The sequence below is a fragment of the Pseudomonas sp. Irchel 3F3 genome (assembly GCF_900187545.1).
GTDB classification, from domain to species: domain Bacteria; phylum Pseudomonadota; class Gammaproteobacteria; order Pseudomonadales; family Pseudomonadaceae; genus Aquipseudomonas; species Aquipseudomonas fortuita.
In genome coordinates, this window is sequence record NZ_FYDS01000010.1 from 136,815 (window position 1) to 160,196 (window position 23,382).

The 23,382-nt window shown below is 57.0% G+C and carries 24 protein-coding genes and 3 pseudogenes; 20 read left to right on the top strand and 7 right to left on the bottom strand.

Annotation, left to right across the window (positions count from 1 at the left end; translation table 11 throughout):
* Positions 1-50: 50 nt before the first annotated feature.
* On the top strand, positions 51-563 hold the full coding sequence (locus CKW35_RS21990; RefSeq protein ID WP_023047155.1) for a GrpB family protein: 513 nt from the start codon (positions 51-53) through the stop codon (positions 561-563).
* A 229-nt stretch (positions 564-792) separates the two neighbouring features.
* Here CKW35_RS21990 and CKW35_RS28675 read toward each other — a convergent pair.
* Positions 793-963: pseudogene (locus CKW35_RS28675) on the bottom strand (FAD-dependent oxidoreductase); the annotation flags it as partial.
* Positions 964-1,473: 510 nt separating this feature from the next.
* On the opposite strand from CKW35_RS28675, the gene CKW35_RS22000 reads away from it, so the two are divergent.
* The 5 genes and pseudogenes from CKW35_RS22000 to CKW35_RS28680 form a co-directional block, all read left to right on the top strand.
* Complete coding sequence (locus CKW35_RS22000) at positions 1,474-2,016, top strand: redoxin domain-containing protein (protein WP_019751018.1); 543 nt, start codon at positions 1,474-1,476, stop codon at positions 2,014-2,016.
* Positions 2,017-2,027: 11 nt separating this feature from the next.
* Entirely contained in the window at positions 2,028-2,567 is a 540-nt protein-coding gene (locus CKW35_RS22005) for a thioredoxin domain-containing protein (protein WP_070086726.1), read from the top strand.
* Between the two features lie 98 nt (positions 2,568-2,665).
* On the top strand, positions 2,666-3,766 hold the full coding sequence (locus CKW35_RS22010) for a low temperature requirement protein A (RefSeq protein ID WP_095116874.1): 1,101 nt from the start codon (positions 2,666-2,668) through the stop codon (positions 3,764-3,766).
* A 228-nt stretch (positions 3,767-3,994) separates the two neighbouring features.
* The gene (locus CKW35_RS22015) at positions 3,995-4,297 is read left to right on the top strand and encodes a putative quinol monooxygenase (RefSeq protein ID WP_023047152.1); all 303 of its coding nucleotides are present in this window, start codon (positions 3,995-3,997) and stop codon (positions 4,295-4,297) included.
* A gap of 194 nt (positions 4,298-4,491) precedes the next feature.
* Positions 4,492-4,674, top strand: a pseudogene (locus CKW35_RS28680) (potassium transporter); the annotation flags it as partial.
* Between the two features lie 38 nt (positions 4,675-4,712).
* On the opposite strand, the gene CKW35_RS22025 reads toward CKW35_RS28680, so the two are convergent.
* Positions 4,713-5,696 (bottom strand): LLM class oxidoreductase, encoded by a 984-nt coding sequence (locus tag CKW35_RS22025; protein ID WP_023047151.1) that lies wholly within the window; start codon positions 5,694-5,696, stop codon positions 4,713-4,715.
* Positions 5,697-6,219: 523 nt separating this feature from the next.
* On the opposite strand from CKW35_RS22025, the pseudogene CKW35_RS22030 reads away from it, so the two are divergent.
* Both CKW35_RS22030 and CKW35_RS22035 read left to right on the top strand, forming a co-directional pair.
* Positions 6,220-6,906: pseudogene (locus CKW35_RS22030) on the top strand (transposase); the annotation flags it as partial.
* 235 nt (positions 6,907-7,141) lie between these two features.
* On the top strand, positions 7,142-8,344 hold the full coding sequence (locus CKW35_RS22035; protein WP_095116876.1) for a GAF domain-containing sensor histidine kinase: 1,203 nt from the start codon (positions 7,142-7,144) through the stop codon (positions 8,342-8,344).
* Between the two features lie 164 nt (positions 8,345-8,508).
* Here the strand turns inward: CKW35_RS22035 and CKW35_RS22040 are convergent, their stop codons facing one another.
* From CKW35_RS22040 to CKW35_RS22050, 3 genes are all read right to left on the bottom strand, one after another.
* Positions 8,509-8,868 carry a cupin domain-containing protein gene (locus tag CKW35_RS22040; protein ID WP_023047148.1) on the bottom strand — a complete coding sequence of 120 codons (360 nt, stop codon included), beginning with the start codon at positions 8,866-8,868 and terminating at the stop codon, positions 8,509-8,511.
* Positions 8,865-9,458 carry a GNAT family N-acetyltransferase gene (locus CKW35_RS22045; RefSeq protein ID WP_023047147.1) on the bottom strand — a complete coding sequence of 198 codons (594 nt, stop codon included), beginning with the start codon at positions 9,456-9,458 and terminating at the stop codon, positions 8,865-8,867. Before CKW35_RS22045 ends, CKW35_RS22040 begins: the two co-directional genes overlap by 4 nt.
* Before the next feature lie 481 nt (positions 9,459-9,939).
* Entirely contained in the window at positions 9,940-11,529 is a 1,590-nt protein-coding gene (locus CKW35_RS22050; protein ID WP_371262310.1) for an NCS1 family nucleobase:cation symporter-1, read from the bottom strand.
* 226 nt (positions 11,530-11,755) lie between these two features.
* Between CKW35_RS22050 and CKW35_RS22055 the strand changes: the two genes are divergently transcribed.
* The 7 genes from CKW35_RS22055 to CKW35_RS22085 all read left to right on the top strand — a co-directional run bounded on the left by CKW35_RS22055 (position 11,756) and on the right by CKW35_RS22085 (position 16,332).
* Positions 11,756-12,790 carry a L,D-transpeptidase gene (locus CKW35_RS22055; RefSeq protein ID WP_016485764.1) on the top strand — a complete coding sequence of 345 codons (1,035 nt, stop codon included), beginning with the start codon at positions 11,756-11,758 and terminating at the stop codon, positions 12,788-12,790.
* An 84-nt stretch (positions 12,791-12,874) separates the two neighbouring features.
* The gene (locus CKW35_RS22060; protein WP_016485765.1) at positions 12,875-13,591 is read left to right on the top strand and encodes a murein L,D-transpeptidase catalytic domain family protein; all 717 of its coding nucleotides are present in this window, start codon (positions 12,875-12,877) and stop codon (positions 13,589-13,591) included.
* A 138-nt stretch (positions 13,592-13,729) separates the two neighbouring features.
* A complete protein-coding gene (locus tag CKW35_RS22065; protein WP_016485766.1) occupies positions 13,730-14,560 on the top strand; it encodes a hypothetical protein in 831 nt (276 codons plus the stop codon).
* Positions 14,527-15,018, top strand: coding sequence for a hypothetical protein (locus CKW35_RS22070; protein WP_024717329.1), 492 nt, complete (start codon positions 14,527-14,529; stop codon positions 15,016-15,018). Before CKW35_RS22065 ends, CKW35_RS22070 begins: the two co-directional genes overlap by 34 nt.
* Before the next feature lie 229 nt (positions 15,019-15,247).
* On the top strand, positions 15,248-15,700 hold the full coding sequence (locus CKW35_RS28930) for a DUF1090 family protein (RefSeq protein ID WP_060518344.1): 453 nt from the start codon (positions 15,248-15,250) through the stop codon (positions 15,698-15,700).
* Between the two features lie 39 nt (positions 15,701-15,739).
* On the top strand, positions 15,740-15,934 hold the full coding sequence (locus tag CKW35_RS22080) for a hypothetical protein (protein WP_033731210.1): 195 nt from the start codon (positions 15,740-15,742) through the stop codon (positions 15,932-15,934).
* A gap of 89 nt (positions 15,935-16,023) precedes the next feature.
* Positions 16,024-16,332 (top strand): DUF2388 domain-containing protein, encoded by a 309-nt coding sequence (locus tag CKW35_RS22085; RefSeq protein ID WP_016485770.1) that lies wholly within the window; start codon positions 16,024-16,026, stop codon positions 16,330-16,332.
* A 115-nt stretch (positions 16,333-16,447) separates the two neighbouring features.
* On the opposite strand, the gene CKW35_RS22090 is transcribed toward CKW35_RS22085, so the two are convergent.
* Complete coding sequence (locus CKW35_RS22090; RefSeq protein WP_016485771.1) at positions 16,448-17,152, bottom strand: SDR family oxidoreductase; 705 nt, start codon at positions 17,150-17,152, stop codon at positions 16,448-16,450.
* Positions 17,153-17,249: 97 nt separating this feature from the next.
* Positions 17,250-18,143 (bottom strand): transcriptional regulator GcvA, encoded by an 894-nt coding sequence (gcvA, locus tag CKW35_RS22095; protein WP_033734083.1) that lies wholly within the window; start codon positions 18,141-18,143, stop codon positions 17,250-17,252.
* A gap of 213 nt (positions 18,144-18,356) precedes the next feature.
* Here gcvA and CKW35_RS22100 point away from each other — a divergent pair, with 213 nt between their 5' ends.
* From CKW35_RS22100 to CKW35_RS22120, 5 genes are all read left to right on the top strand, one after another.
* Positions 18,357-18,911: a helix-turn-helix domain-containing protein gene (locus CKW35_RS22100; protein ID WP_016485773.1), complete on the top strand. Its 555-nt coding sequence runs from the start codon at positions 18,357-18,359 to the stop codon at positions 18,909-18,911.
* Positions 18,912-18,938: 27 nt separating this feature from the next.
* Positions 18,939-20,285 carry a glutamine synthetase family protein gene (locus CKW35_RS22105; protein ID WP_016485774.1) on the top strand — a complete coding sequence of 449 codons (1,347 nt, stop codon included), beginning with the start codon at positions 18,939-18,941 and terminating at the stop codon, positions 20,283-20,285.
* Between the two features lie 75 nt (positions 20,286-20,360).
* Entirely contained in the window at positions 20,361-21,134 is a 774-nt protein-coding gene (locus CKW35_RS22110; RefSeq protein ID WP_016485775.1) for a gamma-glutamyl-gamma-aminobutyrate hydrolase family protein, read from the top strand.
* Positions 21,135-21,203: 69 nt separating this feature from the next.
* Positions 21,204-22,562, top strand: a complete 1,359-nt coding sequence (locus CKW35_RS22115) for an aspartate aminotransferase family protein (RefSeq protein ID WP_016485776.1) — start codon at positions 21,204-21,206, stop codon at positions 22,560-22,562.
* Positions 22,563-22,740: 178 nt separating this feature from the next.
* Positions 22,741-23,295: a helix-turn-helix domain-containing protein gene (locus tag CKW35_RS22120; protein ID WP_016485777.1), complete on the top strand. Its 555-nt coding sequence runs from the start codon at positions 22,741-22,743 to the stop codon at positions 23,293-23,295.
* Positions 23,296-23,382 lie beyond the last annotated feature (87 nt).

Below are 23,382 nucleotides of genomic sequence, written 5' to 3' on the forward strand. Positions count from 1 at the left end.
GCCTGCCGAAACGGCGCATTAGAACGTTCTTACCTGCCCAAGGATGGCCCATGGCGCTGACCAGCAAGATCACGACCCACAACCCCGCATGGCCGCAACGGTACGAAGCGGACAAACTGCTGCTCGCCTTGGCATTCGGCGATGAGCTTGTCGCCATGCACCATGTAGGCAGCACAGCTGTCCCGCAACTTGCAGCCAAGCCTGAAATCGATGTGCTGATCGAGGTTTCGGAGCATCGCAATGAGGCAGCGCGGGACGAGGTTCTGCTGACGCTGGGGTATGTACGCGGCAGTGACCTGTCGCAAGGGCACCATTTCTACCGCCGCAATGTTGGCGAGGTGCGAACCCACAAGATCCACATTTGCAGGTGTGGCCATCAATCAGTCATCCAGATGCTGACGTTCAGAGATCTGCTCAGGAACGACAGCTTACTTCGGCAGCGATATCAAGACCTAAAGATTGAGCTGGAAGCCACCAATACCGGCGGTATGGCTGAGTATCTGGAAAAGAAGGGGCCGTTCATTATCGCGGCGTTGCTTGAGGGGGATAACAGGCGACGGTGATGGTCCGCTAGGGGGCGACAGCTGCCGGTCGCGCACGACCGCTTTCGACCCATAGCTGCCCTTGGCGGAGGGCAGCTAACGGCCAAAAGCGGTCAGTGACAATATTCGCAAAGTCTACCGCTCAGCTTCCCGAAGACCGATCTCGACTATTCGTTAGGTACAGCACCATCGCTGCGCGAGCCGCATCTTTGACTGCTGCTCCGCGCAGTGCTGCAATGGGGTCACGTTATCCGTATAGGATGTTGCTCCATGCGAGTGAATCTCCAAACACTCCCGACGCGATACCTTCAGCCTCAACCAAGGTGATATTCGCGCCTTTATCAGCCAGGTGTTACGCCAGCGAAGCGCCCACGATGCCGGCACTAATGACAACGACTCGTTTGTCCAGAGCATTTCCCATATCAACCTTCATTCTGTAGACCTGAAGGCGGTTTCAGTGTCTGCCTCTGGTCGATTTCTGCTTGTCGTAAGGGGCAGCAGTTGTCGTCTAGAAAGCAGATGTAAATTTGTCTGAAGTGGCGAAATAGCTGCCAAAATCATCATGTTAAAACGCCGCCTGAAATGGCAGCAAGATAAGCGCGTGAGTGTTGTTGGCACTGGAGGGTAGCGAAAAATCGTTCAGCTACTACGGTAAGCGTCATCAACGACTATAGTCATTGGTGAGCCAGAGCGAATCTGACCATTCCCCTGCCAACCTGGCCTAATCCAATTCCGCGATTACACGGCGGATCTTCTTGTGTTCCTTGATGCGGAACGTGAACGTTTCGCTGCCGAAATCACTCAGGCTCAGGCTGAGATCGAGGCAGCGTTGTCTTTTTTTGAACCCCTTGATGGTGGATGGAGTTATCCCACCGGGCACGTCGCATCCCACTGAGCACGTCCCAACCACCCATCTATCAAGGTTCAAGCAATGAATACTTTAGAGTTCGATGATGCACAAAAAACCAATGGCGACCTGGTTCAGGGGCCGCTGCCGGCCGGCACTGTCGCGCCCGACTTCACTCTTCACGCAACCCCTGATCAACAGTTGTCGCTGCGTGAGCTAAAGGGAAATCCCGTGATATTGGCGTTTTATCCCGCTGACTGGACTTCGGTGTGTGGTGACCAACTGACTTTGTACAACCAGTTGCTACCCACATTCAGAGAATACGGTGCGGCGCTACTGGGTATCTCGGTTGACAGCGCCTGGTGTCATCAGGCCTTTGCCAAAGATCGGAATTTTCACTTCAGCCTGCTGGCCGATTTCGAGCCCAAAGGGGCTGTGGCACGACAGTATGGAGCGTACCAGTCCCAGCTCGGGGTTTGTAAGCGTGCGCTGTTCGTGATTGACAAGGACGGGGTGGTTGCCTGGAGCTACGTCTCCCCGATGGCAATCAACCCTGGTGCGGACGGTATTCTGGATGCGCTGGATGCTTTGGCGAATTCGCCACAAAGCACGCCAACCAAAAATTAACAGGTGATTAGATGGCCACTCTCAAAGTCCCGGTAAGTGCCAACGACCATCGCCAGGGAAGTGCGCATGCCAAGGTCACCTTGGTCGAATTTGGCGACTATGAATGTCCCTATTGCGGTGAAGCTTATTGGATGGTCAAGAATCTGCAACAGCATTTTCGCGATGACTTGCTGTTTGTGTTCCGTAACTTCCCTCTGACCACCGCTCACCCCCATGCATTGGGTGCAGCGGTCACCGCTGAGTATGCCGGGAGTCGAGGATTCTTCTGGGAGGCCCACGACGAATTGTACGAAAATCAGGATCGATTGGGCCTGCCGCTGTATCGCGCCATCGTTCTCAAACACGGCCTTTCCAGGGAGGAATTCGATCTTGCAATGCAAGAGGATACTTACATTCCCAAAATACAAGCCGATTTCAATGGCGGTGTACGCAGCGGCGTGAATGGCACCCCAGCGTTTTACATTGACGGGCTTCGCTATGACGGAGTTCCAGAGTTCATCGGGATGAGTCAGATGATTGAGCTTTTGTTAGTGCGTGGACGAAATCGCTAGAGAGCCAAATCGGCTTGGCATCACCAATATCGGAGCCGAGGAAAAACCAACGTCAGCTTCCTTTTACATTAAAGAGGTGGGCACGGAGCCGGCAACTAATGAAATCTTTGAAGTATTATGAAGAAAATCGACACGCCACATGGTTGGAGTTGTTTTTTGACCTGACTTTCGTTGTTACGATAGGCCAAGTTACGCACACTCTCGGACATGTTCATGATGGGCACTTTGAACATAAGCAATTATGGGCATTCTTACTGCTTTTTGTGCCGTTGTGGTGGATCTGGTCCAGTCACACGATTTACTCCAATAGGTTCGATACAGACAGCAATCTTCACCGTTTGGCAACATTATTCATAATGCTCCTGCTCATTGTGCTATCGGCACGGATCGGGGAAGACTTGGAAGTGAACTACCCGCTCATTATTGCCTGCTATTTTGGTATACGTGCAATCATCAGTGTTATGTATATTTCATCCATTAGCAAACTCGATTCTCGCGGCGAACTTTCCTCAAGGCTTGGCTTCGCCCTATTAGTTAGCGCAGTTATTAGCCTTTCATCCGTTATTTTTGACCCGCCCTTGCGTTACCTTGTTGCTTATATTGGGATTGTTCTTGATATTCTGTTTCCTGTATTTTTCTGGACTAAACTAAAACCGTTGCCAGCACACACAGAGCACTTGGTTGAGCGCATAGGCCTACTCACCCTAATCTTATTGGGGGAGTCAATTATTAGCCTTTCCGGAGGCTTATCTAACATTCAATGGGGTTATTATAATGTGATGGCAGCCATCACCGGATTTATCATGATTTGCAGTATCTGGTGGATCTATTTTGATAGTTTTTACTTGCTGAACAAACATCAAAGCAGTATGAGTGGACACGCCTTAATCTACTCGCACCTTTTTCTTTTTATGGGGCTGGCACTTCTGGCAAATTTGATTAGGCATGCGATCCTGAACGACATTGCGATACGCGATTTCCAGATTATGTCGATCACCGGCATGGCCTTGTTTTTCCTAGGTAAGCAATATGGCTATTTCATAGCCGTGAGTAGAATAAGGAAATACATCCTACAAAACACGTTGATAGTGTTTTCTTTGGGCGGGTTAGTCGTGTTTTTACCCCGCGTCGAGTACATATTGGTCGGCCTGACAGCAACCATGATCTCTTATGTTTTTCTAAATTTCAGATATCGTTGAATCATCATTATCAGACCAGAGGGTGGGACCAAGTGAGCAAGTGGCTGACTTGCGGTTACATGCTGCCCACTACGTCGTTCTCACTGCTCGTGCGCTACTCGCCGCTACCCTTGGTCTATTTGGGTTTGTAATCCTGGTATCGTCGACCATAGTTAAGAGTCTCGGATGCCCCTCTTAGCTATCGCGATCTGATAGCGCCAGCCGCATCGTAACAACAGGAGCCACATCATGGTCAAAGTAGCGTTGTTCGTTCGCCTAGAAGCAAAACCCGGGAAAGAAAAGGATGTAGAGAGCTTTCTTTTGGGTGGCCTTCCGTTAGTGGAGGAGGAGCCAGCCACTACAGCCTGGTTTGGAATCCGCTTGGGGCCGTCCACCTTTGGCATCTTTGACGCATTCCCGGATGAAGCGGGCCGGCAGGCTCATCTTTCGGGCAAGGTCGCGGCGGCGCTTATGGCAAACGCTGCCGAGCTATTTGCCGAACCGCCATCAATCGAGAAGGTTGACGTCCTTGCGGCCAAGCTACCCGGCTAAGCAAACCCAGTAGGAAGCTCCAGTCAGTACTGGGAGGCCCACGATGTATTTTGTGAAAATCAGGATAGCTTGGGCCTGCTGCTGTTCCGGGCGGTGATCAATCAAAACACTTGTATTGAAGATAAATGTCATGGCTAAAGTGCCGTGTCCAGGGTTCATGCCATGCTTGCGCGCTCGGTATAAGTGAAAGGATACGCGCGCAAATCGTGTCCAGGGACGGCGTGGAAGCCGCACAGAATCTGCAAGGCAACGTGCTCATCACGGGTTTAGGCTGGGTAGGGTAGATTGTTTGCCGGGCACCGGTCGCTCATGGCGCGAAGATCTCCATCATTGATATAGAACCGGAGGTCATCCGCGCCGTGACACCTTATGGTTTCGTCAAGTGAGCATTCGTCGGCGTAGCAGTGACCGATGTTCAATGAGCTGCCTGACGCGGCTGCACTCCGAACTGCGCAACGATGTGCGTACCCAATTCCTCAATAACTTCCACCGCAGGGCGCTTGCCGTATTTGAGATTGAGAATGACGTGGTCCACGCCGATTTCCTCAAGCGACTCCAGCAAAAAACGTAGATGGTAACGTCCAAGTCTGAACCCCAAATGGATACGTGTGGGTGGCGTTGACGGATTCTCATCGAGATCGATGTACAGCGACTGAGTAAAGGGCTTATACACAGAACCACATTGTTTCGTGACCTCCAGTCGCCAATCTTCCACGACCAGCCGCTGCATGTTCGGAATGCGTGGATAGTTGATCCATCCGTTGCTCTCACGCGCGATCCAATCCAGTGACTGGCGACTGTTGCCGGTCACGAGCATTGGAATGAATTGGGTGGTCGGTTTCGGAATCAGGTCTGCGCCTTGCATTTCACCAGTGCTCCAGTGGATGGGCTCAAAACTGGTGCTGTGGGCGCGGCGAATCACTTCGTAGTGTTCTCGAAAGATCTCTCCACGCCTTTCTGGATCGACGCCAAACGCCGAAAACTCCACTGGCCGATCTCCCGAAGCAACCCCCAGAATCAAGCGACCAGTGCTCAACTGATCTACGCTGGCTGACGCCTTGGCCGTGTGCAGGGGATGGTGCAGCGGGATGGCGATGGAGGCGGTGCCAAGTGCAATCTCCGAGGTATGGGCGGCCATATAACCCAGGTAAACCCAGGGGTCGAAGACTTGGCCGACATCGCCGAAGCCAGGGTCGCGAAGCGGCACGTCGCGAAACCAGAGCGCGCAGAAGCCCAGCGCCTCGGCTTGTTTAGCCAGTGTGACCTGGCTGAGCATGCTCGGAGTGTCCCCGTCGAACGCCTCCATGGGAAAGAATAATCCAAGGCTCAAATGCCCCTGAGTGAAGGTTCGGCTGAACCCTCGATGCTTCTGGTAAGGAATCGTGCTCGGCCGATACATACGGATTGACCTCATGGCAGAACGTGAACAGCGCCCCCGTTTCCAGAGGTGCTGCGGCATCGGTCGCTTTTGAACGGCAGTGGGGGGACTGGGTCTGGCTTTTACCCGTTGCGCCGTACTGCTGGTCGTGTGGACCGGACTCAGGGGGCAGTTGCTGGCGATAGGCGCGGGTTGGTCCGGGTGGGTGTTAAGCGGACGGTCAAAGGAAGTCAGATCTCTCGGTTCTATACCACCAGATGGGCAAGGCGTTCGAGGAATCATTCTATAAGCGTAGGCGGTTTTGCAGCTCTCCGCCATATTCTTACAATCGAGCCGCTGGCGGGCGAAAGTCGCGTATCGAAGGCCGTTATCGGTCGTTTCCTGCCATTCCAGAACGGCCGCTATTGGCCGGTAGCTGCCTTTCGCGGAGGGCAGCTATGGGTCGATAGCTGCCGTCCGCGTGTGGCAGCTTACGACCCCGGCTGTGTGAAAACGCCTGCAATTGTCCAACCTTTTGATCGTCGAGATCGTGGCGGGGACGATCATGAAGCGATTCACTGAAGGTGAGTCTCGGACACAAGTTACGTTGCTGCCGGAGTGCCTGGACGACTACATCACCAAAAAACACCCAGTTCGGGTAGTCGACGTTTTTGTCGATGAACTCGACCTTGGAGCACGCGGGTTCGAGGGTGTCGATCCTGCGGCAACGGGTCGTCCGGCCTACCATCCAGCAGTCCTGCTGAAAATCTGCATCTATGGCTACCTCAACCGGATTCAGTCCAGCCGCCGGCTTGAGCGCGAAGCAGAGCGCAATGTCGAGCTGATGTGGTTAACGGGCCGGTTGGTTCCTGAATCCAAAACGATTACCGGCTTTCGCCGAGACAACGGCAAAGCCATTCGCAGCGTCTGCCGGCAATTCGTAGTGCTTTGCCGCAACCTCAATCTGTTATCCCAGTCGATCATTGCCATCGACGGCAGCAAATTCAAAGCCGTAAATAACCGCGACCGCAACTTTACCCAGGGCAAGATCAAGGCGCGCATGCAGCAGATCGAGCAGAGCATTGACCGCTCTCTTGCGGCGATGGGTTCGGCGGATCGGGCAGCGCTCGAGGTCGCCGGGGCAAAGGCTGAACGGCTGAGCGAAAAAATAGAAAAACTGAAACAGCAGATGACGAAGCTCAAGGACATTGAAGCCGAGGCTATTACAGTCGAAGCCGTGCAGATCCGATTGGAGCACAACCCAGGAAAGATGAAGGTTCGCCGGCAGACGGTGGAGCATCCCTTCGGAACGCTCAAATGACCTGACTTGACCAACGCCTTCCCCATAACTGGAACTGCCCGTCAGCCACCTGTATTGATCGAAACCACATGCCCGATTGACGGCCGCATACCCTGCACGGGTTCGTTGTCAAACGCTGGAGCATACGCTTTAATGCCAATTTACCATTTAAACAATCGGCGACTTGATGCCTTATCCGTCTGACCTTTCACATGACATCAGTACGATTGCCAAGGTCGAGGCCGTCCCGCTTATTCTCAATATGGTTAAGCATGTCACCGGCATGCGCTTTGCGGCAATTGCGCGTGTCACCGAGACGAAATGGGTGGCTTGCGCCGTCGATGATTCTATTGATTTTGGGCTCATGCCGGGCGGCGAGTTGGTGCTGGAAACGACGATTTGCCACGAAATTCGTCAGCACCACAAACCCGTCATATTCAAGCATGCCAGTGAGCACCCGGTGTATTCAGCCCACCACACCCCTAGGACATACGGCTTAGAAAGCTATGTCTCCATACCTATCATCAGGACAAACGGGGATTTTTTCGGAACGCTCTGTGCTATTGATGAGGTTCCAGCACGTTTTGATGAAGATGCGGTGTGCAAAACACTAACGCTTTTCGCCCAGTTGATAGCTGTTCAACTCGACGTTTTGGCGGACCTTGAGGCCAAAACGATTGAACTGGCCAATGCAGCCGAGACCGGCATTGTCCGTGAGCAGTTCATTGCCGTACTGGGGCATGACCTCCGTTCGCCACTGAGCGCTATCAGAATGAGCGCTGATCTACTGGAGGCCAAGCTTCCCGCCGGTCGCGAGCAGCAGCTTGCCATTGCAATACGACAAAGCTCGCAGCGGATGAATCACTTGATTGAGGATGTCCTGGATTTTTCTCGAGCAAAGTTGGGGGGAGGCATTCCGGTCAAACGGACTTTAGTGGATAACCTGGGTGACGTTTTTACTGCCGTCATCAATGAAATCATGATGAGTCATCCCAACGTCACAATCCGTCAAGAGGTGGTCATTTCACCTGGGGTGTTCTGTGATGCTGGGAGAATGGGGCAATTGCTTTCAAACCTGTTGGGCAATGCCGTTGCTCATGGGGCGCGTGATTGTCCGATAGACGTGAGCGCAAGCATGCAAGAAAATCATATAGTGCTGTCAGTGATGAACCATGGCCCAGAAATCCCCGACGTTTTGTTACCGCTACTGTTTCAGCCGTTCAAAAGAGCGGCAGGGGGTCGCGGGGAGGGGCTGGGGCTCGGTTTGTATATCGCATCTCAGATCGTAGCGGGTCACAACGGGACGCTATCGGTAACCTCTACGCCTGAGGACGGCACGCGCTTCATAGCGAGGTTCCCTGGCACTTTGGAGTGGACGGAAGAGGGCTAGATGTAAGTCTCGGTTGATAGGTTGCTTCGCCGAACGCCTGGTTGTATGCGCGACAGCGCAGCCATGAGGTAGAGGGCTGCTGTGGCCTGCCGAAGAACATTCGAGCGCGGCCAGCAGGCAAGCATGCAAAGCGGCCTTGCGCTCGATGAACCGCCACCCCATGCCTAGTTCGCGGGCAAGAGGATCACAAAGTTCTTTTTCATGTCTTCCAGTACGGTCCATTTGCCCTTGGCGCCCGGTTCGATAATGAACGTGTCGCCAGCGGCCAGTGTGATGGGGGCGCAACCCTCAAGCTCGATGACGCAGCATCCACTCAGGACATGGCAGAACTCCCAGACTTTATAGTCGATGCGCCACGCGCCGGTGCTGGCTTCCCATTCTCCGGAAATGCGACCTTGTTGTTCATCGTGATAATACTTGGACGTCAGCGTATGAGGCGTGCCTTCCACGACCGCTTCGAAAAAGGGAAGGTCGCGCACCGGTTGGATATCCAGTTCGCGGAATACGGTCAGCTTCTTGTTCATGGTTTTTTCTCGAGCACGTTGTGGGTAGGGCGATACATCAAATAGGCTTCACCGGTTACGTTCAGCATCGGGTGCGGAACGATCTGGCAGGTTTTAACAATTTGAAAGCCGTGACGTTCGTAGAAGCGGCGTGCACCGTGGTTTTCGGCATAATCAATCAGGCATAGCCCATCAAGGCCAGCGTCCTCAGCGCGTTGCTGAGCGTGGCGAAGAAACTGGACGCCCAGCCCTTGGCTGCGCCAGGCTTCATCCAGGGCCAAGCTGGATATGTATAAGGTGTCGGGTATCTCCATGTCGGAATACGGCGCGAGGACCGGGTCGGTCTCGACAGGCCTGTCAGGGGTCTCGCGCAAAGCATAGCTATGCATCATGCCGATGACGCGCCCTTCGAAAATGGCCATCAGGCAGTTCTTGTAGGAAAAGTCGCCCTGTTCCCTGGCATAGCGAGACGTGCCGACACTCAGCAATGCTTCTCCAGGTGTTGCAAGCTTGCTCCATATGTAATCGGCCATGCCCTCCGATGTCAGTTGAAAGAAGCGCGCAATATCTTGCGCATCCGAGGCATGAGCGGGTCTGAAGTCGATAAGCATGTGCGGTGCTCCCATGGGATCGGGTACTTGATTTTCAAGGATTACCCCTTTGGCCAGGTGGCAGGTTAGGTGGATTCAACGGTACCCATCATGCTCTGGGCGAACACCGTCAGCACGGCATGCGACGCTGCTTCAGCTCGGTAAAGTGAAACCCTGCGCACTGGCGCTGGGATTGGGAGATCTGCGCGGGTGAGCCGTTCACGCGGCTCGATGAGGCGTTGCAAGCCTGCGCCAATCGGCTGGGCGACGCTTGCTGGTTACTGTCAGCCGTGCCGCCAGGTCGCTGGCCGGCCTGGCTGATGAGCTCATCATCCAGGCCTTGCGCCGACAGGCGATAAAGGCCCGTGAACGGCCGACCCGCAACACAGGATACCCATGAGAAGGGGCGGCATGCCGCTGGCCTTGGTTTCAGGACTATTCAGCGGAGCTGAGGGCTGGTCCATCGTGACCGGCGAAATGCGCCGATTCAAAAATGCGCCGGTCAGTGCTGCGCGCTCTCTACCGCAATGCTTTCGCCGCAAACTTCCAGGTGCTTGATGCTGCGATTGGCGATGGCGTAGTGGATCAACGCGCCCAGGCCTGCACCGAAGAACCAGGAGAACTGCGACAGCGTCTCGAACGCCGGCACAAGCGCCAGCACGATGGCGATCAGCGAAGCCGGGATAAAGGCGGCCACGGCGCGCAGGTTGACCCCGCCGCTGTAGTGATAGGCGGCTTCTGTGCTTTCGCTATACAACTGCGGCAGGTTCACCCGGCTGCGACGTACCAGGTAATAGTCGGTGACGATGATGCCGTACAGTGGGCCGAGCAGGGCGCCCAGGCCGCCGAGGAAATACACGATCACGGATGGGCTGTTGTACAGGTGCCAGGGCAGGATCACTACCGCGATTGCGGCACTGAGCAAGCCAGCGCGGCGGAAGTTCAGCAGGTTCGGCGCCAGGTTGGCGAGCACGTAGGCCGGCGCGACGAAGTTGGCCATGATGTTCACCGCCACGGTGACGATCAGGAAGGCCAGGCAGGCCAGCACCAGGCCGGCAGTGTTCGGGATGGCGGCGACAATGTCGGTCGGGCCCTGCACCAGCTTGCCGTCAATGCTGAACTGCGCACCGGCCAGCACCACGGCGATCAGCGCGAAGCCGAGCATGTTCACCGGCAGGCCCCAGAAGTTGCCCACGCTGATGGTGCGCCGATCCGGGCAGTTACGGGTAAAGTCGCAGAAGTTGAGAATCATGGTGCCATACAGCGAAACCCACAACGCAGCGGCGCCGAGCACCTTCAGCCACTGGCTGGAGCCGGTTGGCGCGTTGCCGCTGGACCAGGCTATCGACAGGCCACTGCGCCAGTACATCCACCCCGCCAGGCAGGCGAACGCGACCAGAATGATCGGCCCGGTGATCGACTCGAAGCGGCGCACCATCTCCATGCCGTAGGCGAAGATCGCCACCTGCACACACCAGATACCAAGGAAGGTGAGCCAGCCCAGGGTCGACAGGCCGAGGATCGAATTCTGGTCGTAGGCCTTGAGGTCCGGAGCGATGGCGGTCAGCAGCACGCGCAGCACGACCGAGGCGAGGTAGGTCTGGATGCCGAACCAGGCGATGGCGATCACCGCACGGATCAGTGCCGGAATCTGCGCCCCATGAATGCCGAAGCTGATCCGGCACAACACGGGGTAGGGCAGGCCGGTCTTCTGGCCCATGTAGCCGGACAGGTTCATCAGGCCGTAGATCACCATCGCGCCGAGCGCGAAGGCGGCGAGGATCTGAGCGCCGCTCATGCCCAAGGCAAAGAGGCCGATGGCGAAGGAATAGTTGGCGATGTTATGCACATCGTTGGTCCACAGCGCAAACAGGCTGTAGCGCCCCCAAGTGCGATTTGCCGCGCGTGTCGGGGCAAGGTCGGCACTGTACAGGCGCGGGCTCAACGCCAGCTGACTGGGCCCAGCCGTATCGGCCGGGAGAGCATCGAGCTGGTCAACATCGGAACGTGAAATCGACGCCATCGGAACTCCATGATGGTTGTGTACTTTTATTTTTGGTCTTGTATACAAACAAGATTCGTACCAACCCATGCGTTCGGTGGCTCCCACTGCTTTATAGCCTTCATCCGGCATAGTCAGCAGGTGATCCAAGGCTGTAATTGGGAATTTTGTGCACATTTTTTGGGTAAGGTTGTTACCACTCGCACCACGGCTGGCCGTGCGCCGGGCCGGCAGCTTTTACCCGGTGTATTGAGCGGGTGGCTTTGCGGATGATGTTCCGACTAAGCTGGGGGCAGGGATATATGGGGGCTATTGGATGTTGCGTGTACCGCTTGGGCTGAGTCTGTTGCTCGCCGCCGCCATGGTCGAAGCGGCTCCCTTTCAGGTGCCCACGCCGGCCGCACTCAGGAGCCAGCTTGAAAGCCTCAAGCCTGGCCAGTTTCTCTGGTACCCGCAGGTCTCGCCGGTGGGGCCGGTGACCGTTGTGGTCAGCCTTACCGAGCAACGAGCCTACGTCTATCGCAATGGCATCGCCATTGGCGTCAGCACCGTCAGCAGCGGCAAGGCCGGCCGGGAAACCCCCACCGGGGTATTCAGCATTTTGCAGAAGAAGGTCGAGCACAAGTCCAGCCTCTACAACAGCGCACCGATGCCCTACATGGAGCGCCTGACGTGGGATGGCATCGCCCTGCACGCTGGCCATCTACCGGGGTACCCTGCCTCGCATGGATGTGTTCGACTGCCGATGGATTTTGCAAAGAAGCTGTATGAAGTCACCGGTTTCAGCTCAACCACAGTCATCGTTTCCGATACCAACAGTGCCCCGGTGGAGGTTTACCACCCCGGCGTGCTGGCGCCGACGGTCAGTGATGGCAAGGCCCAGGGCCCGCTGGTGCTGAGCAACCAGCAATTCTGGGACGACCCAGACCCGACGGCAGGGCCACTGTCGATCCTGATCAGCCGCGCCGATATGCGCGCCTACGTGTATCGCGGTGGGCAACTGATCGGTTCGGCACCTGCGCTTTCGCTTGAAAGCCGTCAGCATCGTAGCGGCATGGCGGTGTATTCCCTGCTGCAAAAGCCATCCACCCTTGCCCTCGATGACGGGCTGCCCCTGCGTTGGTCAGTGGTGGGCCTGAGCAACCCGGAGTACGGGAATACGCCCTATGAACAACTGGGGCAATTGAACATCAACCCGGCGTTCCGCCGCCATTTACGTGCGGCGATGGACGTTGGCACGATGCTGGTGATTACGGACTGGGCATCGACCCGGGATACCCGCAGCGACGGAAAATTCACGGTGATCAGCACCGAAGGCAGTGAAGCATCCAAACCATTGGTCAAGAAGTGATCGGCATTGCTGAGATAATCAAGCAAAGTAGCCAATTTTGGCTGCAATCAAGGCAAGAAAAGCCAGTTTTTCACAGGGTATTCCATGTCGATTTTCCAATTATTGCGGGGGGCCTTACGGCTTTCGGTGGCCGGTATTGGCCTGTGTTTTCTCAGCACCGGGCATGCCGCCGATGCGCAACCCCTGCCGAGTGCGGCCGAGCTGCAGCAGTTGGCGCCAAACGCCAGTCTCTCGACCTTGGCACTGGCACTCAGCGCCTATACCTGCGCGAGTCATAGCAACGCGGACAAGCTGCTGACGGTGATCGATTATTCCAAAGCCTCGCGTGACAAACGCCTGTGGGTGTTCGACCTGCGCGCCAGGAAACTATTGTTTGAGGAGTGGGTGGCCCATGGCAAGAACAGCGGCGCGGATGTGCCGACCACGTTCTCCAATGCGCCTAACAGCTTCCAGTCCTCCATCGGCCTGTATGAGACCGGGCAGACCTACAGTGGCAAGCACGGCCGCTCGCTGCGCCTGCAGGGGCTGGAACCGGGGTTCAACGACAACAGCATGTCGCGGGCGATCGTTATGCATGCTGCTGCGTATGCCGACCCCAAGGTAGTACCGGGTCTCGGGCGCCTGGGGCGCAGCCAGGGCTGCCCGGCCGTTCGTCCAGCAATTGCCGGCAAGCTGATCGAGACGCTGCAACGCGGCAGTTACGTATTTGCCTATTATCCTCAGCAAGACTGGCTGAAGAAATCGCGCTTTCTTAACGCCCAGAGCTGTGCGCTGCCCAATCAATCGGTCGCCAGCAAGTAAGCCTTCGCTCCCTTGGGGCAGGTCAGGCCCCGCAAAATGATAGTATGCGTGACGCAGCGGCACTGTGCTGAAGCAGCAGTTGGCTAGCCGGAAAGTTGTCATCGTGCTGGCGCAAGTCATTGGCAGTGGAGGGGATTGATGGAGGTTTGTTACGACGCTGAACGGATGACACTGAGTCGTGCTAACTTATCGACAACGTTAGGCAGTAACGAAAGCGATCTGTTGCTTGCCCTGATAGCAGGCATTACTGATAAAGAGGCGATAATCTCTCAAGTATGGGGTGCTCGGGGCTTGGTTGTCTCTGACAGTAGTTATTATAAAACAGTGCATGCGCTTCGTTCGAAGCTGGTTGATGTTGGTGTGCCTCGAGACAGTTTGAAAACATTGCCTAAGCGAGGGTTGATACTGCTGTGTGAAATCACCATGGTTTCCGCGGACGTTGCAGTTGAACGTGACATGCCATTGCACCTCGAGCAAGACAGGCCTCGGGCATCATCGGGCGCCAATGAGCAACCCGTCGGCAATGACAGCAAGCAGAGCGGCTCGAGTGAGACTGTAGCTGGCAAGGCGGAGCTCGCTGAAGAAAGGCAAAACGCTGTCATGGCCCCCCTTCCATTGCGTGACGGATGGATAAGAAGAAATAGCCACTTGTTTTTACCGGCTCTCGCTTTTCTAGGCGCGTCGCTCCCCGTTATTTATGCCTACCTGATGTTTCACAAGCCGCCGGACCTGGAAGCGTGGAAACGTGTCTGGGAGCGTGATGGGGCAACGCTGTACGCCGAACAGAGTGAAAATATGTCTAAGGATGATGTATTGGCGGCGATGGCCGGGTTCGAGCCGGCGTTGGTCTTGAAAGACAGCAACTATTATGTGCGCAAGCCTCTCAGTCAGTTGCTGGTAAGTTGTGTAAAGCCAGAAAGCCACGGGGAGGCATTGTGCGTAAATTATCTTCGCGTTGGAAAAAAGTGATTGGGTTTACGTCACTTCTCTCGGTTTTTATTTTTGCGGGCTTGATAAGCAATTACCTGATATCGGTCTACCGAGATAGTCCTCGGGCCCCGTGCAGCGCCTCCATTGACTTTGTTCATGTGGAGGAGGGAGAGGGGCTTTGGCGCGGCGTCGGAGATATGACGATCGACCCCAATGAGGGTGCGATCTATGCCTATTATCATGTGATAAGCCCGCGCGGTGTAAAATATGTGTATGACAGACGCTTCGAGTTGTCGCTGACGCACCTGGACACCTCGCGATATCTCTTCAAGACACGTTCTATTTCAACATTCGATGGCGATACGGCGGGAAGTCATATTCCATTCATGGCCCGTGGTTTTCAGGGCGGCATCATGACCTTCAATGCTTTCTCGGATTTTGAGTACTATTTCAATGTGAATAACCTGGTGGTAGGGGTGTGCCACGTGCCGCGTTAGTGAATATTGCGCTGTTTGAGTAGGCGCTCGTCCGCTGCCCGGGGGATGCGGTTATCAGGGCAGGGTAGGCGGTGTACAGGCGTTTGGTAAGAAAAAGTAAGGGTCAGGCGCCTGTTGAGGTGGTTAAGTAAGGCCAAGTAAGGTCGACGTAAAGCCGGTCGCGTCATCGCGAGGTACTGTGCTGCCCAGGTTGAGCATGGTGCTCGATGGTTTTACAAGGCTTTCAGGTATGCAGGGTCGACGTGTTGTGGGTAAGCAGTTAGCAGGGTATCCGTACAGGAAGCACGCGCTCGGTATTCGTAGCGTGGGGGCAGCGCCTTTTTTACTGGTTGTATTCGCTGTGTTTGCAGTGTGTGACCTGTCTTTGGCAGGAGATGTTAAGCGCTGTGAACAGCGCAGAGACGAGATTGCTCACGAAAGGGATCAGGCAATACGGTATGGGAATATATACCAGCAGAGAGGATTGGAAGCTGCGTTGTCTCGGGTTCAGCGGTATTGCCGTGATGATGAACCGAGCGAACCAGGCGAACAAGTGTCTCGCGCACTGAAAGACGTTCACCGGAGGGAGGACCAGCTGGAAGCTGCGATAGCGTCCGGGTCTTCCAGAATGGTTGAAAGATACAAGGGGAAACTGGAGCAAGCGCAGGAGCGGCTGCGCAGGGTTTCAGGGGAAGAAAGGTAGTTACATTGTTATATTGATCGGTGGTCAACGGGGCGTTTAATGAAGTCATTGATGTGTATGTGTCCGCTTTTATTTTCCTTTCTGGTTTCCGGTTGTACCGCGAGTGATTGGGTTGAAGTGGCGGGCGGTGTCATGCAGGGGCGTGACGATTATAATAAAGCCCAGCGCACTGCGCGCTTGAAGCGCGCGAATAAGGCGGCGATGCGGATGAAGCGGAGCCATTTTGTTGAGTGATGCCAGTAAAGGGCTCGCTGACGGGTCTGCTGAAGTGATGGTATAACGGCTTTAACGCTGCTTCGGGTGTTCTTTATTCAGGTTTATTAATGCGCTTTATATTTTCCTTGTCCACTTATTGTTTTTTGGTTTTTTCCAGCCCTGCGATGGCGATGAATGATTTCTGGGCCGAAACCCTCATCTCCAGCACGAGCACTGCAACCACCTACTTGACCTCGCGGGATAAAAAGCTGATAGCCGCAACGCGAGATGATGCCAGCAGCTATGTTGCGAGCGATGGCAACATCAAGGGGGTCTACCTTGAAGCTGCGATGGATAAATTTCGGCACTCCCATCCAGACATAGCTATCAGTGACATGGCCTTGGCTCAATTCATATTGGCTTACGAGAACTATTAACCTTGAAGGTCAAACGGCCACGACTGGCTGGCTTGCGGGGGAGCGCGTCGAGCACGCGAGCACCCCTGTTGCAGAAACCGAAGGCCGCAGCAGCGCAGACTGCGGCCATACCCAATCACACGCTGCGGGTCAGGCCGCCGTCAACCTTGATGTTTTGCCCGGTGATGTAGGCAGCGCCTTCGCTGGCGAGAAACGCGATGGTGGCTGCGATTTCCTCGCGGGTGCCATAGCGTTTGAGCGGCACGCTGTCGCGGCGTTGTTCGGTGGCCGGCAGGCTGTCGATCCAGCCGGGGAGAACGTTGTTGATGCGCACGTTATCCCCGGCAAAATTGTCGGCGAAGATCTTGGTGAAGGCGGCCAGGCCCGAGCGGAAAACAGCAGAGGTCGGGAACAACTCACTCGGCTCGAACGCCCACGCCGTGGAAATGTTGATGATCACCCCCCCTTTCTGGCGTTGCATGTAAGGCGTTACCAGGCGCGTAGGGCGGATGACATTGAGCAGGTAGGTGTCCATGCCCTTGTGCCAGTCCTCGTCGCTGATCTCCAGGATCGGCGCGCGCGGGCCATGGCCAGCGCTATTGACCAGCACGTCGATGCGGCCCCACTTTTCTACCACGGCATCTACCAGGCGTTTCAGGTCTTCAACCGACTGGTTGCTGCCGGTTACGCCAATGCCGCCAAGTTCGGCAGCCAGTGCTTCGCCCTTGCCCGAAGAGGAAAGGATGCCCACCTTGAAGCCGTCAGCGGCCAGGCGTCGTGCTGCTGCCGCGCCCATGCCGCTGCCACCGGCTGTGATAATCGCAACTTTTTCTACTGACATGCTGCCTCCAACGTGAACGGCTGATTGCTTAGGTGCAATCACCTTAGCAGTAGCCCCAGCGGGGAGGGAGGCAGCCAAACTTTACCGTGGCAGTAGATTAACTATTGTCAGCCTGTTGCTTGAGCCAGCGCCGCACAACGCCTAGCGATTCAGGCTGCTGCAGCTTGCGTGGCCACACCAGATAGAACGACTTGTCGAGCCCTAGCTGCTGAGCGAAGACCTGGACCAGCCTGCCCGCAACGATTTCATCGCTGACGAACGCCAGGCTGGCCAACGCAATGCCCTGACCACTGATGGCCGCATCAATAGCCAACGAGGTCTGATTGAACCGCAGGTTCTTGGCCGTCGGTTGCGCGTGTTGCGGGAACACTGCGGCCAGGTATTGAGGCCAGAAATCATGGGCATCGTGAAGCATGATGAAATCTTGAAGCTGCGCAAAGCTGGCGGGCACACGGGTGCCCTCAAAAAGCGTTGGGCTGGCCACGGCGACAATGCGCTGATCCATCAGCAGTTCGCTGTTCAAGCCCGCGCCGATTTCAGGCTTGCCGTAGCGCACTGCGATATCCACGCCATCGGTGCTGAAGTGCGACAGCCGGTCCGTGGCCAGCACACGCAGATCGATATCCGGGTGTTTTTGCGCAAAGTTGCCCAGCCTGGGGATAAGCCACTTTGAGGCAAACGTCGGGGTAACGCTGACGGTCAAGTGAGCCGCCTGTGGCCGGAGCAGCCGGGTTGCTTCATCAATCATTGCCAAGGCGCTGCGGATGCTGGCGCTGTAGCCCAGGCCCGCATCGGTCAGCGCCAGGCCCCGCGGGAGGCGCTCGAACAAACGAAGCTTCAGGTGCGCTTCCAGCCCACGTATCTGTTGAGCAACTGCCGCCTGGGTCACACCCAGTTCCTCGGCAGCCAGGCGGAAGTTCAGGTGGCGGGCAACCACTTCAAACACGCGTAGCGCGTTAAGCGGGGGCAGTTCAGGGAAACCGTTTGGCATGACGATGGCAATGGCCGGGCTGGGAAGATTCACCGCGCAGGCTACTCCCTGAGCACCGTTAAAGAAACCCGGCCCACCTTTATCAACCCAGATCCCTGGGCCGCAGGGCATCGGTTCGCTGCTGCGCATTTCCATCGTCCTGCTTGACTCGTGAAAAATTTACTGTATTTTTTCATGAAAAATAACTCTAAAAATTTCACGGCAGCCCAATCGATGAAGATGCACGAAGAGGTTGAAGCCCTCGCGATCCTTATTCACGACCTGCGCAAATTCAAGAACCTGACCCTGGGCGAGCTGGCCGAGCGCATCAACCGCTCGGTCGGCTTCCTCTCTCAGGTCGAACGCGGTGTTTCGCGCCCTACCGTGGCGGACCTCACCGCCATCAGCGAAGCGCTCGGCGTGTCGACCGCGTACTTCTACAACCTCAGCAAGCCCCGCAGCATTGGTTGGGTCACGCGCCCCCACGAGCGGCGCACGCTGTACCTGGAGTCGGGCATTACCGATGTGCTGGCTTCGCCCACCATCGCCGGTGCCTTCGCCATGCTCGACAGCCACCTCGAACCAGGCGCCACCAGTGGCGAGGCGTACCTGAGTGACCGTTCCGAGCAGGGCTGTTTCGTACTGGAAGGCGAACTCACGGTATGGCTGGACCACGGCGAGCCCGTGACCCTGCAGGCCAACGACTGCTTCCAGGTGCAACCCCACGCGCAGTTCCGCTACGCCAACCTCACGGCAAAACCCACCCGCGTGCTCTGGGTCTTCAATTGAATTCGTTCACCTCACAAGGATAAGAAGATGAGTGTCATCTTTCCGGATCTGCTGGCTGAAGTGCGCTCGTTCCGAGCGGAGCACCCAGAAATTCGTTATGTCGACCTGATTGCGCTGGATATCCCCGGGCACTTCTACGGCAAGCGCTACCCCATGGACATGCTGGAAAAGGTTGCAGCCGGTGCACCTCTGAAGCTGCCGCAGAACTGCGTGTTGTTGGGTACCCAGGGTGGCCTTTACCCGATTGGCGATTACTGCTTTGCCGACGGCGACCCGGATGCTGCCCGGCGCCTGGTGCCGGGTACCCTGAAGCCAGTGCGCTGGGAAAAAGAAGTGATTGCCCAGATGCTCATCACCTCCGACGGCACCGACAAGCCTATCGAGTTCGAGCCCCGTGAAGTGCTGGCCCGCGTGATTCAGCGCCTGGCCAAACGCGGCATCCGCCCGGTGGTGGCTTTCGAGCTGGAGTTCTACTTGTTCGACCGCAAGCTCGACAACGGCCTGCCACAGTACCCACGGGACACCGCGACCGGGGACGAGGACGACCAGCCGAACATGCACATCGAGCGGCTTTCACGCTTCTCGTCGGTGCTGCACGAGATGGTCGATGGCGCCAACGAGCAGGGTGTGCCGGCGAACGTCATCACCGCAGAGCTGGGCCCTGGCCAGTTCGAGATCAATTTTTCCCACAGCGACGATGCGCTGAGCGCGGCGGACTGGTCGGCGCTGTTCTGCCGCAGTACCCGCGGTATCGCCATGAAGCACGGCTACCGTGCCAGCTTCATGAGCAAGCCATACCTGGACGCGCCGGGCAGCGGCATGCATGTGCACGTCAGCCTGTATGACGCTGCCGGCAACAACATCCTGGCCGGCGCGCAGCAGCGCAAGCTGCGCCATGCGGTGGCGGGGTGCCTGGAGCTGCTGCCGCACTGCATGCCGATCTTCGCCCCCAACCACAATGCTTACCGCCGCTACGGTGCCATGGTGAACGCGGCGAGCAAGGCCAGCTGGGGCTTCGAAGACCGTGATGCGTGCATTCGCATCCCCGAGTCCGACCCGCGCAACCTGCGCATCGAACACCGCATCGCCGGTGCCGATGCCAACCCGTACCTGGTGTTGGCGGCCATTCTGACCGGCATGGAGCATGGCCTGGACCGTGGCGTCGAGCCCATCGCCCCGCTGAACGAAAACCGTCAGAGCGGTATCGACTTCCCCAAAGATGCCCTCGGTGCCCTGGCCGCCATGCGTCACCACCCGGTGGTCAACGAAGGCTTGGGCAGTGAGTTCGTGATGGTGTACTGCGAGAACAAATACCAGGAACAACTGGACTTCATGCGCCACATCGATGCCCGCGAATACCGCTGGTTCCTGTAGGTGGCGAAGTCCAGACAGCGACGCTGCACCCTCCCTTTCACTACAACGCGCAATATGGATTTGCCGGAGGAAGATATGCCCCGTGTGCCCGTTATCGGCATTACCGCATGCACCAGCATGATCGAGCTACATGCAACCCAGACCATCAGCGAGAAATACGCGCGTGCGGCGGCCAAGGCAGCGTGTGGGTTGCCCATCGTGATTCCCAGCCTAGGTGAGCTGATGGACAGCGCCGATATTCTCGACGTGGTGGACGGGCTGATTTTCACCGGTTCACCGTCCAACATCGAGCCGTTCCACTACAACGGCGCGGCCAGTGCAGAGGGCACGCTGCACGACCCGCTGCGTGATGCCACCACGTTGCCGCTGATGCGTGCGGCCATCGCCGCCGGCGTGCCGGTGCTCGGCATTTGCCGGGGCTTCCAGGAAATGAACGTGGCACTGGGCGGCACGCTGCACCAGAAAGTCCACGAGACTGGCGTGTTCATGGACCACCGCGAAGGCAAGGACGAGCCCCTGGACAAGCAATATGGGCCGCGCCACACCCTGCATGTAAAGCCCGGCGGCATGCTCGATCGCATGGGCTTGCCGGCGATCTTCGACGTCAATTCCATCCATGGCCAGGGCATCGATGTACTGGCCCCGGGGCTACGGGTGGAAGCGCTGGCACCCGATGGCCTGGTGGAAGCGATTTCGGTCGAGAACGGCAAGGGTTTTGCCCTGGCCGTGCAATGGCACCCCGAGTTCCAGGTCATGGACAACCCGCATTACCTGACCATCTTCCAGGCCTTTGGCAAGGCCTGCCGACAGCGCTCGGTACTGCGCCAAAGGCTGTTGCTGTCGGCCTGAACACCGACCGTTCCCAACTATAAAAGTACCCGCGCAGCCTGGCCGCGCAACTTGATGGAGTAGAAGTCAATGAGTGAAAAGAATTCGCAGACCCTTGCCTGGCAATCGATGAGCCGCGACCATCACCTGGCCCCGTTCAGCGATGTCAAACAACTGGCTGAGAAAGGCCCGCGCATCATCACCTCGGCCAAGGGCGTGTACCTTTGGGACAGCGAGGGCAACAAGATTCTCGATGGCATGGCCGGCCTGTGGTGCGTGGCGGTCGGCTACGGTCGCGATGAGCTGGCCGAAGTTGCCAGCCAGCAGATGAAGCAGCTGCCTTACTACAACCTGTTCTTCCAGACCGCGCACCCCCCTGCGCTGGAGCTGGCCAAGGCAATCGCCGATGTGGCGCCGCAAGGCATGAACCATGTGTTCTTCACCGGCTCCGGCTCTGAAGGCAACGACACCGTGCTGCGCATGGTGCGCCATTACTGGGCGCTGAAGGGCAAGAAGAGCAAGCAGGTCATCATTGGCCGCATCAACGGCTACCACGGTTCTACCGTGGCGGGCGCAGCCTTGGGTGGCATGAGCGGCATGCACCAGCAGGGCGGGGTGATCCCGGATATCGTGCACATCCCGCAGCCGTACTGGTTCGGCGAAGGCGGCGACATGACCGAGGCCGACTTCGGCGTGTGGGCGGCCGAGCAGTTGGAAAAGAAGATTCTTGAAGTTGGCGTAGACAACGTTGCCGCCTTCATCGCCGAACCGATCCAGGGCGCCGGTGGCGTGATTATTCCGCCGCAAACCTACTGGCCGAAGGTGAAGGAAATTCTCGCCAGGTACGACATCCTGTTCGTTGCCGATGAAGTGATTTGCGGCTTCGGCCGCACCGGTGAATGGTTCGGTACCGACTACTACGACCTCAAGCCCGACCTGATGACCATTGCCAAGGGACTGACCTCTGGTTACATCCCCATGGGCGGGGTAATCGTGCGTGACGAAGTGGCCAAGGTCATCAGCGAAGGCGGTGACTTCAACCATGGCTTTACCTATTCCGGCCACCCGGTGGCAGCTGCGGTAGGCCTGGAGAACCTGCGCATCCTGCGTGACGAGCAGATCATCCAGCAGGTGCACGATAAAACCGCGCCGTACCTGCAACAACGCCTGCGCGAACTGGCCGACCACCCGTTGGTGGGCGAAGTGCGCGGCCTGGGCATGCTCGGCGCAATCGAGCTGGTGAAAGACAAGGCCACCCGCGCCCGTTACGAAGGCAAAGGTGTCGGCATGATCTGCCGCCAGCACTGTTTCGACAACGGCCTGATCATGCGCGCCGTGGGCGACACCATGATCATCGCGCCGCCGCTGGTGATCAGCATCGAGGAGATCGACGAGCTGGTGGAAAAAGCCCGCAAGTGCCTGGACCTGACCTATGAGGCTGTGCGGTAAGGGCAGAGGTTTTGCCTGTAGATTTTCAGCACCTGTGATATCGAGCGCCGCCCACGCGGCGCTCGATCTACGCCCCAACCGCAAAACCCACGTCAGGCCCCCAAAGCAATTTGCTTTGTGAGATGAATCCTGTACTTTTCAAGGCATTATTTTCCCGTCTGAAAGTCGCGATTCAACTATGAAAGTGCACGAAGAAATCGAAGGCCTGGCAGTACTGATTCGCGACCTGCGCAAGTTCAAAGGCCTCACGCTGGGCGAGCTGGCTCAGCGTATCGGCCGTTCGGTGGGCTTTCTGTCCCAGGTCGAACGGGGCGTGTCGCGCCCGACCGTGGCCGACCTCACAGCCATCAGTGAAGAGCTCGGCGTCTCGACCGCCTACTTTTACAAGCTGGACAAGCCCCGCGAGCTCGACTGGGTCACCCGCCCTCACGAGCGGCGTACCCTTCACCTGGCGGGTGGCATCACCGATGTGCTGGCATCCCCCACGATAACGGGCGCGTTCTCCATGCTCGATAGCCACCTGGAGCCAGGGGCCAGCAGTGGCGAGGAATACCTGGACGACAGCTCGGAGCAGGGCTGCTTCGTGCTCGAAGGCGAGCTGACGGTGTGGCTGGGTGGTGGCGAGCCGGTCACGCTGCGGGCCAGTGACAGTTTTCAGCTGCAACCCCACGCCAGTTTTCGCTATGCCAACCTCACCGACAAGCCCACCCGCGTGCTCTGGGTGTTCAGCTGAGAGGCGTTTGGGTGCAGGTCACATAGGTAAGCTGTAGTCCCGCTCGACAAGAAACGACCCATCGCAGACCATCTGAAGCTTCCACAA

What these genes read in the sequence shown, in the direction of transcription:
- CKW35_RS22040 (WP_023047148.1), bottom strand. Translation starts at nt 8,868, where the DNA reads ATGAACAAGAAGCTGACCGTATTCCGCGAACTGGATATCCAACCGGTG.
- gcvA (WP_033734083.1), bottom strand. Translation starts at nt 18,143, where the DNA reads ATGCCAAACGGTTTCCCTGAACTGCCCCCGCTTAACGCGCTACGCGTG.
- CKW35_RS22050 (WP_371262310.1), bottom strand. Translation starts at nt 11,529, where the DNA reads ATGGGTTGGTACGAATCTTGTTTGTATACAAGACCAAAAATAAAAGTA.
- CKW35_RS22005 (WP_070086726.1), top strand. Translation starts at nt 2,028, where the DNA reads ATGGCCACTCTCAAAGTCCCGGTAAGTGCCAACGACCATCGCCAGGGA.
- CKW35_RS22010 (WP_095116874.1), top strand. Translation starts at nt 2,666, where the DNA reads ATGAAATCTTTGAAGTATTATGAAGAAAATCGACACGCCACATGGTTG.
- CKW35_RS22110 (WP_016485775.1), top strand. Translation starts at nt 20,361, where the DNA reads ATGCCCCGTGTGCCCGTTATCGGCATTACCGCATGCACCAGCATGATC.
- CKW35_RS22060 (WP_016485765.1), top strand. Translation starts at nt 12,875, where the DNA reads ATGTCGATTTTCCAATTATTGCGGGGGGCCTTACGGCTTTCGGTGGCC.
- CKW35_RS21990 (WP_023047155.1), top strand. Translation starts at nt 51, where the DNA reads ATGGCGCTGACCAGCAAGATCACGACCCACAACCCCGCATGGCCGCAA.
- CKW35_RS22025 (WP_023047151.1), bottom strand. Translation starts at nt 5,696, where the DNA reads ATGTATCGGCCGAGCACGATTCCTTACCAGAAGCATCGAGGGTTCAGC.
- CKW35_RS22100 (WP_016485773.1), top strand. Translation starts at nt 18,357, where the DNA reads ATGAAGATGCACGAAGAGGTTGAAGCCCTCGCGATCCTTATTCACGAC.
- CKW35_RS22105 (WP_016485774.1), top strand. Translation starts at nt 18,939, where the DNA reads ATGAGTGTCATCTTTCCGGATCTGCTGGCTGAAGTGCGCTCGTTCCGA.
- CKW35_RS22015 (WP_023047152.1), top strand. Translation starts at nt 3,995, where the DNA reads ATGGTCAAAGTAGCGTTGTTCGTTCGCCTAGAAGCAAAACCCGGGAAA.
- CKW35_RS22035 (WP_095116876.1), top strand. Translation starts at nt 7,142, where the DNA reads ATGCCTTATCCGTCTGACCTTTCACATGACATCAGTACGATTGCCAAG.
- CKW35_RS22120 (WP_016485777.1), top strand. Translation starts at nt 22,741, where the DNA reads ATGAAAGTGCACGAAGAAATCGAAGGCCTGGCAGTACTGATTCGCGAC.
- CKW35_RS22115 (WP_016485776.1), top strand. Translation starts at nt 21,204, where the DNA reads ATGAGTGAAAAGAATTCGCAGACCCTTGCCTGGCAATCGATGAGCCGC.
- CKW35_RS22080 (WP_033731210.1), top strand. Translation starts at nt 15,740, where the DNA reads ATGAAGTCATTGATGTGTATGTGTCCGCTTTTATTTTCCTTTCTGGTT.
- CKW35_RS22085 (WP_016485770.1), top strand. Translation starts at nt 16,024, where the DNA reads ATGCGCTTTATATTTTCCTTGTCCACTTATTGTTTTTTGGTTTTTTCC.
- CKW35_RS22000 (WP_019751018.1), top strand. Translation starts at nt 1,474, where the DNA reads ATGAATACTTTAGAGTTCGATGATGCACAAAAAACCAATGGCGACCTG.
- CKW35_RS22045 (WP_023047147.1), bottom strand. Translation starts at nt 9,458, where the DNA reads ATGCTTATCGACTTCAGACCCGCTCATGCCTCGGATGCGCAAGATATT.
- CKW35_RS22090 (WP_016485771.1), bottom strand. Translation starts at nt 17,152, where the DNA reads ATGTCAGTAGAAAAAGTTGCGATTATCACAGCCGGTGGCAGCGGCATG.
- CKW35_RS22055 (WP_016485764.1), top strand. Translation starts at nt 11,756, where the DNA reads ATGTTGCGTGTACCGCTTGGGCTGAGTCTGTTGCTCGCCGCCGCCATG.
- CKW35_RS28930 (WP_060518344.1), top strand. Translation starts at nt 15,248, where the DNA reads ATGCAGGGTCGACGTGTTGTGGGTAAGCAGTTAGCAGGGTATCCGTAC.
- CKW35_RS22065 (WP_016485766.1), top strand. Translation starts at nt 13,730, where the DNA reads ATGGAGGTTTGTTACGACGCTGAACGGATGACACTGAGTCGTGCTAAC.